Consider the following 12,217-nt stretch of genomic DNA (forward strand, 5'->3'; position numbering starts at 1 on the left):
CAGGATCGCGGACATGCATGGGCAACTGACCGGCGTCACGCCGTCGACCGGTCCGGGCGTCGACGACGCCGTGCCGCAGGCGGTGCGCCCGACGACGGCCGGCACCGAACCGGATCTCGCCCATCACGGGGACGCCGAGGCCACCCCCGGCCTGGTCGACCTGGCCGTCAACGTCCGCCGGGACCCGATGCCGGACTGGCTGGCCGATCCGCTCACCGCCGCCCTCGCCGACCTGGCCGGCTACCCCGACCCCCGGCCGGCCCGCGCCGCCGTCGCCGCCCGGCACGGCCGCCCGGAGGCGGAGGTGCTGCTCACCGCAGGTGCCGCCGAGGGCTTCGTGCTGCTCGCCCGCGCCCTGGCCGGGGTACGCCGCCCGGTGGTGGTGCACCCGCAGTTCACCGAACCGGAGGCCGCACTGCGGGCCGCCGGCCACCGGGTCGAACGGCTCCTGCTCGACCCGGGCGACGACTTCCGGCTCGACCCGGCCCGGGTGCCGGCCGACGCCGACCTGGTCATGATCGGCAACCCGACCAACCCGACCTCGGTGCTGCACCCCGCCGCCGACCTGGCCGCCCTGGCCCGGCCCGGCCGGGTGCTCGTCGTCGACGAGGCGTTCGCCGACACCACCGCCGCCCCCGGCGTCGACGGCGAACCCGAGTCCCTCGCCGCCCGCCGGGACCTGCCCGGCCTGGTGGTGGTGCGCAGCCTCACCAAGACCTGGGGACTGGCCGGGCTGCGGATCGGCTACCTGCTCGGCGAGTCCGCCCTGGTGGCCCGGCTGGCCGCCGTCCAGCCGCTGTGGGCCGTGTCCACCCCGGCGCTGGCCGCCGCGACCGCCGTCGCGTCACCGACCGGCGTCGCCGCCGAGCGCGCCATCGCCGCCCGGCTCGCCGCCGACCGCGACCACCTGGTGCGCCGCCTGTCGGCCCTGCCCGGGGTACGCGTCGCAGGCCGCCCGGCCAGCGCCTTCGTCCTGGTCCACCGGCCCGACGCCGACCGGGTACGCCAGGCGCTGCGTGACCGGGGCTGGGCCGTACGACGCGGCGACACCTTCCCCGGGCTGGGGCCGGACTGGCTGCGGATCGCCGTCCGTGACCCGGCCACCACGGATGCGTTCATCGAGGTACTGGCGGAGATCCTGGAGGCATGATGCTGGAGACGACGATCGCGGAGATCGGCCCGCCCGATCCGGTGGCGATGACGGCCGCCCGGGACCTCCAGGCCCGACTGACCAAGCCGGCGGGCTCGCTGGGTGCGCTGGAGGAGCTGTCCGTACGCCTGGCCGGCCTGGCCGGGGTCTGCCCGCCGCCGCTGCCCGAACCGGCGGCGGTGGCGATCTTCGCCGGTGACCACGGCGTGCACGCCCAGCGGGTCAGCCCGTGGCCGCAGGAGGTCACCGCCCAGATGATCGGGAACTTCCTGGCCGGCGGGGCGGTCGTCAACGCGTTCGCCCGTCAGGCCGGCGCCTCGGTCACCGTGGTCGACGTCGGCGTGGCCGCGCCGCTGCCGTTCCCACCCACCCACGCCGTGCCCGACAGCGCCGCCGTGCCAGCCGCCACCGTGCCAGCCGCCACCGTGCCAGCCGCCACCGTGCCAGCCGCCACCGTGCCCGACAGTGCCGCGCCCGACAGTGCCGCGCCCGACAGTGCCGCGCCCGACAGCGCCGCGCCTGCCTGTGCCGCGCCCGCCCCGGCCGACGGCACCCTGGCACCGCCGCGCCTGGTCGACGCGAACGTGCGGCGCGGCACCCGGGACATGACTGTCACCGCCGCGCTCACCCGGGACGAGGCGCGGGCGGCGGTCGAGACCGGCATCCGGATCGCCGGTGAGCTGCTCGACGCCGGGGCGGGGGTGCTGCTCACCGGCGACATGGGGATCGCCAACACCACGCCGGCCGCCGCGCTGGTCGCCGCGTTCACCGGGGCTGACCCGGAGGCGGCCACCGGCCGGGGCACCGGGGTGGACGACGCGACGTACCGGCGCAAGGTCGACGTGGTGCGTACGGCGCTTCAGCGGCACCGGCCCGACCCGGCCGATCCGCTGGGGGTGCTGGCCGCCGTCGGTGGCCTGGAGCACGCGGCGCTGACCGGGCTGATCCTCGGCGCGGCAGCCCGCCGGGTGCCGGTGCTGCTCGACGGGGTGATCGCGGTCAGTGCCGCGCTCGCCGCCGCCGCCCTCGCCCCGGACGCGGTCGGCGCGATGGTCGCCGGGCACCGTTCCGCCGAGCCGGGGGCCACCGTGGCGTTGCGGCACCTCGGCCTCGACCCGCTCGTCGACCTCGGCCTGCGCCTCGGCGAGGGCACCGGCGCGCTGCTGGCCCTGCCGGTGGTCACCGGCGCGGTCCGGGTGCTGCACGAGGTCGCCACCTTCGACGCGGCGGGGGTCTCCGAGAAGTGAGCACCAACCCGTACCCCCTCGGCCTGCGGCTCGCCGGACGCCGGGTGGTCGTGGTGGGCGGCGGTGCCGTGGCCAGCCGGCGGGTACCCGCCCTGCTGGATGCCGGCGCGGACGTGCTGCTGGTCGCCCCCGAGGTGACCCCGGCCCTGCAAGCGCACGTCGACGCCGGACGGTTGCACTGGCGGCCGCGCCGGTTCGCCCCCGACGACCTCGACGGGGCGTGGCTGGTCCAGGTCGCGGTGGACGATCCGCTCGCCGCCGCTTCGGTCAGCGCCGTCGCCGCCGAACGGCGGATCTTCTGCGTCCGGGCCGACGACCGGACGGCGGCCACCGCGTGGACCCCGGCGGTGACCCGGCACGGGCCGGTGACCGTGGCCGTGCTGGGCGGGGGAGACCCGAAACGGGCGATGGGTGTCCGGGACGCCGTCCGGGAGCTGCTCGCCGCCCGGACGGGCCCCCTCGTCGACCCCGGGGAAGTCGACCCGGGTGAACCGGTGGCGGACGCGCCCCTCGCGGGCCCGCCGGCACCGACGCCGGCCGGGTCCGGTGACGCCACGATCCGGCCGGGTGGCCCGGTCGGTCGGGTGTCGCTGGTCGGTGCCGGGCCGGGTGACCCGGAGCTGATCACGGTCAAGGGGTGGCGGCTGCTCACCGAGGCGGACGTGGTGGTCGCCGACCGGTTGGTGCCCGGACTGCTCCTGGACGAGTTGCGTCCCGACGTCGAACTGGTCGACGCCGCGAAGATCCCCTACGGTCCGTCGCGCGCCCAGGAGGAGATCAACCGGATCCTGGTCGACCGGGCGCTCGCCGGCAAGGTCGTGGTACGCCTCAAGGGCGGCGACCCGTACGTCTTCGGGCGGGGCGGGGAGGAGTTGCTGGCCTGCGCGGCGGCCGGCGTGCCGGTGACCGTGGTGCCCGGGGTGACCAGCGCGGTGGCGGTGCCGGCGGCGGCCGGTGTCCCGGTGACCCACCGGGCGGTGGCACACGAGTTCACCGTGGTGTCCGGGCATGTCGCCCCGGACTCGCCGGTCTCCCTGGTGCGCTGGGAGGCCCTCGCCGGCCTGCGGGGCACCCTGGTGGTGCTGATGGGGCTCAAGAACCTGGCCGCCATCGCCGACACCCTGACCCGGCACGGCCGGGACGCGGCCACCCCGGTCGCGGTGATCCAGGAGGGCACCACGGGCGGCCAGCGCAGTCTGCGGTCGACGCTCGGCGCGGTGGCGGCCGACGTGGGCGCGGCGGGCCTGCGTCCCCCGGCCATCGTGGTGATCGGCGACGTGGTCGACGCCCTGACGCCCTGACCCTGCCGGGCCGTCCGGCTTGATCCACCCCTTGTGGGCCGAGGTAGCGGCATCCGGGACACGGGATGGCGCTACCTCGGCCCAACTGAGTCGATCTTGCGAGGGATGCCGCCACCTCGGCCCGGGTGGGTCGAGGTGGCGGCGGGTGGGGCTGTCGCTACTGCTTGAGCATGTTGTCCAGCAGCAGGGCGCAGCGGATCAGCCCGAGGTGGCTGTACGCCTGCGGGTGGTTGCCCAGCCCGCGCTCGGCCAGCGGGTCGTACTGCTCGGGGAGCAGCCCGGTCGGGCCGGCGGTGTCGACCATCTGGGCGAACAGCTCCTCGGCGTCGGTACGCCGACCGGTGCGCAGGTACGCCTCGATCAGCCACGCCGTGCAGATGTGGAAGCCGCCCTCCCGGCCCGGCAGACCGTCGTCCCAGTGGTAGCGGTAGACGACCGGGCCGCTGCGCAGATCCGCCTCGATCTTGAGCACGGTGGAGAGGAAACGCGGGTCGTCCCCCGGGAGCAGGCCGGACAGCCCGATCCACAGCGAAGAGGCGTCCATGTCCTCGTCGCCGTACGCGACGCTGTACGCCTCGACCTCCTCGTGCCAGCCGTTCTCCAGCACGTTGGCGCCGATCCGGTCGCGCAGTTCGACCCACTCCGGCTTGTCCTCGCCGCCGTGCTGACGCACCACGTGCAGGGCCCGGTCGACGGTCATCCAGCACATCACCTTGGAGAAGATGTGGTGCCGGGGTGGCAGGCGGGCCTCCCAGATGCCGTGGTCGGGCTCGTGCCAGCGGCGGCGGACCGCCTCGACCATGTTGTCCAGCACCCGCCACTCGTCGTCGCGCACCGAACCCCGGGCGTCGGCGACGGCCGCGATCAGGTCGGCGATCGGGCCGAAGACGTCGAGTTGGAGCTGGTGGTTGGCGAGGTTGCCGACCCGGACCGGCCGGGAGCCGGCGTACCCGGGCAGGGTGTCGATGACCGCCTCGGCGCCCAGTTCGTAGCCGTCCACCGTGTAGAGCGGGTGCAGCCGCTCGGGGTGCCCGCCGGTGCGCTCGATGCAGCCGTCCACCCAGCGCAGCAGCGCCTCGGCCTCCTCGATCGAGCCGAGGTCGACCAGGGCCCGCGCGGTCATCGCCGCGTCCCGCAGCCAGCAGTACCGGTAATCCCAGTTGCGGACGCCGCCCAGCTCCTCCGGCAGCGAGGTGGTCGCCGCCGCCAGGATCGAGCCGGTCGCCTCGTGGCAGAGGCCGCGCAGGGTGAGCGCGCTACGGGCGACCAGGTCCCGGGCGGTGGCGGGCAGCCGCAGCGAGGCCACCCACTCCTTCCAGGGCTGCTCGGCCTTGGCCTGCCGTTCGTGGATGCCGACCGCGTGGTCCTCCAGGCTGTGCGTGCCGAAGCGCAGCTCCAGCACCACCTGGCCGCCGGTGGCGGAGAGGTCGACCACGGCGTGCGCGGTCTCGTAGCCGCCGTCGGTGCGGACCTGCCAGGTCACCCCGGGGGAGTAGAGCGCGACCGGCTCGTTGGAGCCGAGCACCAGCAGGCCGTCGTCCATCGGCTGGAGCTGGGTGGCCACCTGCCCGAACTCGGGACGCGGGGCGAACTCGATCCGGGCCCGCCCGGAGCCGGTGAGCACCCGGACCAGGGTGGAGTCGCCGGTGATGACGGCCGGGCCGTCCGGCGTGGTCTCCCGGGCGGGCAGGTCCAGCCAGTCGGTGACGGTGAGCCCCGACCAGCGGGTCTCCACGGTCATCGTGCCGCTGCGGTAGCGCTGGCCCAGTGGGATGCCGCCGCGCTCCGGCCCGACCGTGAAGTGCCCGGCCGGGCTGCCGCCGACCAGGTCGGCGAAGATCGCCGCCGAGTCGGGCTTGGGGTGGCAGAGCCAGCTCACCTTGGCCTCGGGCGTGAGCAGCGCGACGGTACGGCCGTTGGCCAGCATCGAGTGCCGTTCGATCGGCACCGCCCGCTCGCCGAACAGCCAGTGCCGGCGGGTCTCCAGCAGCAGGCCGAGCGCGCGGGCCGCCTCGACCGGCTCGGCCACCCGGTAGTGCGCCTGGGTGTCCCCGGGGCCGATCTTGATGCCCAGGTCGGGGCCGCGCAGGGTGCCGAAGGCGTTCTCGTCGGTGACGTCGTCGCCGATGAACAGCACCGCGCTGGCCGAGAGCTGGGTGCGGAGCTGGTCGACCGCGGTGCCCTTGTGGGTGGCGACCACCGACAGCTCGATGACCTCCTTGCCCTGGGTGACGGTGACGTCGTCCCAGGTCGCGGGGCCGTTACGGACGGCCTCGACGGCGGCGGCGGCGACCTGCGGTTCGACCCCGCGGGTGTGCACCGCGACGCTGGCCGGCTTGCGTTCCAGCCGTACCCCCGGGTGGGCCTGGGCGATCTCGCGCAGCGCGTCGCGCAGCCGGGTGCGCACGGCGACCAGCTCGGGGGAGAGCCGCTCGACGAAGCCGATGTCGAATTCGGAGCCGTGGCTGCCGACGAGGTGGATCTCGTTGGGCAGCCGGGACAGCGCGGCCAGGTCGCGCAGCGCCCGCCCGGAGACCACCGCGACGGTGGTCTGCGGCAGCGAGGCCAGCGCCCGGACGGCGGCGACCGACTCGGGCAGCGGCACCGCCTTGCTCGGGTCCTCCACGATCGGCGCGAGCGTGCCGTCGTAGTCGCAGGCGACCAGGAGCTGTGGTACGCGGGCGATGCGTCCGATCGCGGCCAGCAGTTCCGGGTCCATCGTCCCGGCGGCGGGGGTGATGATCTCGGCGGTGGGGGCGTTCACTCGGCCTCCGTCCCCGGTGCGCCCAACTCGGTCAGAAAGGACTTCGCCCAGTGCCCCACATCGTGGGTGCGCAGGTGACGTTGCATGATCCGCATGCGTCGACGGGCCTCCGGCTTCTCTACGTGTACAGCCCGCAGGAGGGCGTCCTTGACGGCGTCGGGGTCGTGCGGATTGCACAGGAACGCCTGGCGCAGCTCGGTGGCCGCGCCGGCGAACTCACTGAGCACGAGCGCACCGCCCTGGTCGGCGCGCGATGCGACGTACTCCTTGGCCACCAGGTTCATTCCGTCTCGCAGCGGGGTCACCATCATCACGTCGGCCGCGACGTACATCGCGGCCAGTTCGCTGCGACTGTACGACTGATGCAGATAATGCACCGCCGGCACGCCGACCCTGCCGAATTCGCCGTTAATCCGACCAACCTCGCGTTCCACCTTGACCCGTAGTGCCTGGTAGTGCTCCACGCGCTCCCGGCTGGGGGTGGCCACCTGCACCATAACCGCGTCCGGAACTGTCAACTTTCCGTCAGCAAGAAGTTCGCGGAAGGCCTTGAGTCGGAGTTCGATGCCCTTCGTGTAGTCGAGCCGGTCGACGCCCAGGATGATCGTCTTCGGGTTGCCCAGCTCCTCGCGGATCTGCTTGGCCCGGGCCTGGATCGCCGGGTCCTCGGCCAGCCGCTCCATCTCCCTGGTCTCGATCGAGATCGGGAACGCGCCGGCCTTCACCTGCCGCCCGTCGACCTGGATCATCTGACCCTCGTAGCGCAGGCCGAGCAGGTGCCGGGCCAGCCGGACGAAGTTCTGCGCGGCCAGCCGCTGCTGGAAGCCGACCAGGTCGCTGCCGAGCAGGCCGCGCAGGATCTCGGTGCGGAACGGCATCTGCATGAACAGCTCGATCGGCGGGAACGGGATGTGCAGGAAGAAGCCGATCTTGAGGTCCGGCCGCAGCTCGCGCAGCATCGCCGGGACGAGCTGGAGCTGGTAGTCCTGCACCCAGACCGTCGCGCCCTCGGCCGCGACGTCCGCCGCCGCCTCCGCGAACCGGGCGTTGACCAGCCGGTACGCCTCCCGCCAACGGCGCTTGTAGGCGGGTGTCTCGACCGCGTCGTGATAGAGCGGCCAGATTGTCGCATTGGACTGACCCTCGTAGTAACGTTCCAACTCCTCGGCGCTCAACGGCACCGGGTGCAGGCGGATGCCCTCCAGGTCGAACGGCTCCGGGGCGGCGCCGGTGCCACCGGCCCAGCCGACCCAGGTGCCCCGGTGCTCGGCGAGGACGGGGTGCAGCGCGGTGACCAGCCCGCCGGGGCTGCGCCGCCATTGTCGTCCCTCGGGTGTGCTCACCTCGTCGACCGGCAGTCGGTTGGCCACAACGACAAAGGAGCTACGGACGGTCACGATCGGCCACCTCCGGGTGCTGACGGGTCCACCGCGATGAGCGTACTGAGCGTAGCTGCGGCGTCTGGGACCCCGTGCCGCAGTTACCTACCCGTCCCACGCCTGCTGAACCCGTACCGTGATCTTGTCAACATCGCCAGCTCAGCGGTAGCGGTAGTGATGCGGACGATGCCGGGCGGGGTGATGTGGGCGCGGCGGGCCGTACCTGTCAGGATTGACGGTGGCGTGCGCGTGGCCGGCTCCCGGCCGGCGGCGGCGGGCGCAGGTCGCAGCCCGCGCCGAGCCGCAGCCCAAGACGACAGCAATCGACGGAGGTAGCCCGCACCGTGGCCCAGTTCATCTACGTCCTGGAAAAGGCGCGCAAGGCGCACGGCGACAAGGTCGTGCTCGACAACGTGACGCTGAACTTCCTGCCGGGGGCCAAGATCGGTGTGGTCGGCCCGAACGGCGCCGGTAAGTCCAGCCTCCTCAAGATCATGGCAGGGCTGGACAAGCCGAGCAACGGCGAGGCCCGGCTGATGCCCGGCTACACCGTCGGCATGCTCGCCCAGGAGCCTCCGCTCAACGACAGCAAGACCGTGCTCGGCAACGTCGAGGAGGCGGTCGCCGAGACCAAGGCCAAGCTGGACCGGTTCAACGCCATCGCCGAGCAGATGGCCACCGACTACTCCGACGAGCTGATGGAGGAGATGGGCCGGCTCCAGGAGGAGCTGGACCACCTCGACGCCTGGGACGTCGACTCCAAGCTCGAACTGGCCATGGACGCGCTGCGCTGCCCGCCGCCGGACGCCGACGTCACCCAGCTCTCCGGTGGTGAGCGCCGCCGGGTCGCGCTGTGCAAGCTGCTGCTGGAGGCCCCCGACCTGCTGCTGCTCGACGAGCCCACCAACCACCTGGACGCGGAGAGCGTGTCCTGGCTGGAGCAGCACCTGGCCAAGTACGCGGGCACCGTCATGGCGATCACCCACGACCGGTACTTCCTCGACAACGTGGCCAACTGGATCCTGGAGCTGGACCGCGGCCGGACCTACCCGTACGAGGGCAACTACTCCACCTACCTGGAGAAGAAGGCCGCCCGGCTGGCCGTCGAGGGCCGCCGCGACGCCAAGATGAAGAAGCGGCTCACCGAGGAACTGGAGTGGGTCCGCTCCAACGCCAAGGCCCGGCAGACCAAGTCGAAGGCCCGGTTGGACCGCTACGACGAGATGGCCGCCGAGGCGGAGAAGACCCGCAAGCTGGACTTCGAGGAGATCCAGATCCCGCCGGGCCCGCGCCTGGGCAGCACGGTCATCGAGGCCAACCACCTCAGCAAGGGCTTCGGCGACCGGCTGCTCATCGACGACCTGTCGTTCTCGCTGCCGCGCAACGGCATCGTCGGCATCATCGGCCCGAACGGCGTCGGCAAGACCACCCTGTTCAAGACCATCGTCGGGTTGGAGCAGCCGACCGGCGGCGAGGTCCGGGTCGGCCCCACCGTCTCGCTGTCGTACGTCGACCAGAACCGGGAGGGCCTCAACGGCGACAAGACGGTCTGGGAGGTCGTCTCCGACGGGCTCGACTACCTGATGGTGGGCAAGGTCGAGATGCCGTCCCGGGCGTACATCGCGGCGTTCGGCTTCAAGGGGCCGGACCAGCAGAAGCCGACCAAGGTGCTCTCCGGCGGCGAGCGCAACCGGCTCAACCTGGCGCTCACCCTCAAGATCGGCGGCAACGTCATCCTGCTCGACGAGCCGACCAACGACCTGGACGTCGAGACGCTGTCCAGCCTGGAGAACGCGCTGCTGGAGTTCCCCGGCTGCGCCGTGGTCATCTCCCACGACCGGATGTTCCTCGACCGGGTCGCCACCCACATCCTGGCCTGGGAGGGCGACGACGAGAACCCGTCGAGGTGGTTCTGGTTCGAGGGCAACTTCGACGCGTACGAGAAGAACAAGATCGACCGGCTCGGGGCGGAGGCGGCCCGGCCGCACCGGGTGACCTACCGCAAGCTGACCCGCGACTGAGCATGGCGGACCGTTTCGTCTACCACTGCACCCTGCGCTGGTCCGACCTGGACGCGTACGGCCATGTCAACAACTCGCGCTTCCTCACCCTGTACGAGGAGGCGCGGGTGGCGTTGATGTTCGCCGGGGGCAAGGCGTGGGGGGTCGGCTCGTTCGCCGACGGGGTCGTCATCCGTCGGCACGAGGTCGACTACCTGCGTCCGGTCGACTACGCGCTCGGTCGGGCCACCGCCCAGGCCGCGCCGACCGTCCGGATCGAACTGTGGGTGGAGCGCATCCGGGCCGCCTCGTTCACCGTCGCCTACGAGCTGTACGACGGTGACGTGCTGGCCAGCACCGCCCGCTCGGTGCTGGTCCCGTTCGACCTGGTGGAGAAGCGGCCCCGGCGGATCAGCGACGACGAACGGGCATTCCTGGAGTCGTGGGCCCTGACCGACGGGGCGGCGTGAACGGCGGCGCCACCGTCCGGCCGGAGCACGGGTTGGTCGGGGCGGACGACGCGGGGGCCTTCCTGGCCCGGCTGGTCCGCCTCGACCCGGCCACGGTGGTCCGGCTACGCCCGCTGCCCGGCGTCGGCCGTACCGCCCTCTGGGGCCGGCTGCCGTGGGACGTGCTGGTGGTCCGGACGGTGGCCGGGAGCGCCCCGGCCGACGTCACCGTGGACGCGGCCGAGTTGCTGGCCCGGTTGGCCGACGCCGACACCATGTTGCCGCCCGGCCGTGACGAGCGGTGGCGGTGGCCGTTGCCACCGGTGGTGAGCCGCCCGGTCGAGGTGCTGCCCGCCGCCGAGCTACGGCGCATCGCCGAGGCCGCGGCGGGCACCCTGCGCACCGCCGCCACCGAGGGGGTACGCGGGCGCGCGGTGGGGCAGCGGATACTGCGGGAGGCGCTGCTCGACCACGTGGCGGTGACCGTCACTCCCGACGCCGACCCGGCCGACCCGGTGGAGATCACCCAACGGCTGGTGCAGGGGCTGGTCCGGATGGGGTTCCTCGGCCCGGCCGAGGTCACCGCGGCGGGGGAGGTCCAGGTCCGGGTGGCCGGCCGGTGGGTGGGACTGGTGGGACCATACGGAGCCGCCTGGTCGCGGAAAGTTTCGGATCTCGCAATTCGTCCGGCACGGGATCAGCCGAAAGTATGACCCCGGATCATTCTTCCGGCTTGGGGCTGTCGTTGGGGGGGTGTCTCAACCCGGCTGTCCGGGTACCGTCCATCCTCGGATCCAACGCACCGTAGGCGATTGGATCCGCTGGGGAGTGAGGTGCGCGAGCGATGCCGTGGTGGTCATGGCGCCCTGGTCCCGCCGCTGGCGGCGACCCGGAAACTCGAAGCGGAGTCTCGGTGGACAGCATCCGGGTGGGGCCACCGCCGCCCCGGCAACCGGCGGAGGACTGCCCCGCAACCGATCGGCCCGTCGTGACCGACCGGCCGGCCTCCGTGGCGCCGGTCACCCTGGCCCGGGTGTGCGACGCGCTCGACCTGCTCGACGTGCGTTACCTGGCCGACGGTGACGGCAACCTGCTGGCCATGTGGGAACGGCACGCGGTGCTGGTGACCCTCGAAGGCCCCGAGGACGAGATCCTGGTGATGCGGGCCCGCCCGCACGCCACCGTCCCGCCGGACTGGGCCGACCGGGCCTACCGGGTGGTCAACGAGTGGAACCACACCCGCCGGTTCTGCAAGGCGTACATCGGCGACCCCACCGAGCGCGGCCAGCTGCCCATCTACGCCGAGTTGCAGGTGCCGCTCGGCGCCGGGGCACACGACGCGCTGCTGGTGGAGATGCTCGACTGCGGCGCGGCCGTGGCGACCACGTTCGTCGACTGGCTGCACGACGAGGGTGCCCTGCTCTGAGCCACCCGAGGCCCCGGCCGCGCCGACGCGGGCGGCCGGGTCAGCCGACGGACGGGTCCTCCATCACGTTGACCATGAAGTAGGCCGACCGCTCCAGGTAGTCCCAGAGGGTGGCGGCGTGCTCCGGCGGCAGGTCCAACTCGTCCACCGCCCGGCGCATGTGGCGCAGCCAGGCGTCCCGCTCGGCGGGGCCGATCCGGAACGGCGCGTGCCGCATCCGCAGCCGGGGATGCCCCCGCTGGGCCGAGTAGGTGTTGGGGCCGCCCCAGTACTGCATCAGGAACAGCGTCATCCGCTCGGTGGCCGGCCCGAGGTCGCCCTCCGGGTACATCGGGCGCAGCAGCGGATCGGCGGCGATGCCGGCGTAGAACCGGTCGACCAGCCGCCGGAAGGTGGGCTCACCACCGACCGCGTCGAAGAAGGTAGTCGACGGAACGGGCCGGAGGTCGCCTGCGGAATCCACCGTTCCATCCTGCCAGGTACGGCGACGCCACGACTGCC

9 protein-coding genes and 2 pseudogenes are annotated in these 12,217 nt (G+C 73.1%); 8 read left to right on the forward strand and 3 right to left on the reverse strand.

Annotation, left to right across the window (positions count from 1 at the left end; all coding sequences use genetic code 11):
• The first annotated feature begins 13 nt into the window (after window positions 1–13).
• From cobC to cobA, 4 genes and pseudogenes are all read left to right on the forward strand, one after another.
• Entirely contained in the window at window positions 14–1,150 is a 1,137-nt protein-coding gene (gene cobC, locus ACWCHM_RS02735; protein ID WP_204958100.1) for an Rv2231c family pyridoxal phosphate-dependent protein CobC, read from the forward strand.
• Window positions 1,150–1,521 (forward strand): annotated as a pseudogene (locus ACWCHM_RS02740) (nicotinate-nucleotide--dimethylbenzimidazole phosphoribosyltransferase); the annotation flags it as partial. The gene cobC and the pseudogene ACWCHM_RS02740, both read left to right, overlap by 1 nt.
• Window positions 1,522–1,677: 156 nt before the next feature.
• A pseudogene (locus ACWCHM_RS02745) lies at window positions 1,678–2,397 on the forward strand (nicotinate-nucleotide--dimethylbenzimidazole phosphoribosyltransferase); the annotation flags it as partial.
• A complete protein-coding gene (cobA, locus tag ACWCHM_RS02750) occupies window positions 2,394–3,698 on the forward strand; it encodes a uroporphyrinogen-III C-methyltransferase (protein WP_204958101.1) in 1,305 nt (434 codons plus the stop codon). The pseudogene ACWCHM_RS02745 and the gene cobA, both read left to right, overlap by 4 nt.
• A 157-nt stretch (window positions 3,699–3,855) precedes the next feature.
• Here cobA and otsB read toward each other — a convergent pair whose 3' ends face one another.
• Entirely contained in the window at window positions 3,856–6,417 is a 2,562-nt protein-coding gene (otsB, locus tag ACWCHM_RS02755; protein ID WP_204958232.1) for a trehalose-phosphatase, read from the reverse strand.
• 41 nt (window positions 6,418–6,458) lie between these two features.
• The gene (locus ACWCHM_RS02760; RefSeq protein ID WP_204958102.1) at window positions 6,459–7,859 is read right to left on the reverse strand and encodes an alpha,alpha-trehalose-phosphate synthase (UDP-forming); all 1,401 of its coding nucleotides are present in this window, start codon (window positions 7,857–7,859) and stop codon (window positions 6,459–6,461) included.
• A gap of 326 nt (window positions 7,860–8,185) precedes the next feature.
• Here ACWCHM_RS02760 and ettA point away from each other — a divergent pair, with 326 nt between their 5' ends.
• From ettA to ACWCHM_RS02780, 4 genes are all read left to right on the forward strand, one after another.
• Window positions 8,186–9,862 (forward strand): energy-dependent translational throttle protein EttA, encoded by a 1,677-nt coding sequence (gene ettA / locus ACWCHM_RS02765; RefSeq protein WP_204958103.1) that lies wholly within the window; start codon window positions 8,186–8,188, stop codon window positions 9,860–9,862.
• Between the two features lie 2 nt (window positions 9,863–9,864).
• Window positions 9,865–10,311, forward strand: a complete 447-nt coding sequence (locus ACWCHM_RS02770; protein WP_088646587.1) for an acyl-CoA thioesterase — start codon at window positions 9,865–9,867, stop codon at window positions 10,309–10,311.
• Window positions 10,308–11,003, forward strand: coding sequence for a hypothetical protein (locus tag ACWCHM_RS02775; RefSeq protein ID WP_454221417.1), 696 nt, complete (start codon window positions 10,308–10,310; stop codon window positions 11,001–11,003). The genes ACWCHM_RS02770 and ACWCHM_RS02775 overlap by 4 nt, the downstream gene beginning before the upstream one ends.
• Window positions 11,004–11,134: 131 nt before the next feature.
• Window positions 11,135–11,716, forward strand: coding sequence for a type III secretion system chaperone family protein (locus ACWCHM_RS02780; protein ID WP_204958105.1), 582 nt, complete (start codon window positions 11,135–11,137; stop codon window positions 11,714–11,716).
• Window positions 11,717–11,756: 40 nt separating this feature from the next.
• Here the strand turns inward: ACWCHM_RS02780 and ACWCHM_RS02785 are convergent, their stop codons facing one another.
• A complete protein-coding gene (locus ACWCHM_RS02785) occupies window positions 11,757–12,179 on the reverse strand; it encodes a globin (protein ID WP_281894887.1) in 423 nt (140 codons plus the stop codon).
• Between the last annotated feature and the right edge of the window lie 38 nt (window positions 12,180–12,217).

The organism is Micromonospora sp. SCSIO 07396 (assembly GCF_053667945.1).

Coding starts and splice junctions, on each gene's coding strand:
- cobC (WP_204958100.1), top strand. CDS start 14: ATGCATGGGCAACTGACCGGCGTCACGCCGTCGACCGGTCCGGGCGTC.
- otsB (WP_204958232.1), bottom strand. CDS start 6,417: ATGGACCCGGAACTGCTGGCCGCGATCGGACGCATCGCCCGCGTACCA.
- ACWCHM_RS02770 (WP_088646587.1), top strand. CDS start 9,865: ATGGCGGACCGTTTCGTCTACCACTGCACCCTGCGCTGGTCCGACCTG.
- ACWCHM_RS02780 (WP_204958105.1), top strand. CDS start 11,135: ATGCCGTGGTGGTCATGGCGCCCTGGTCCCGCCGCTGGCGGCGACCCG.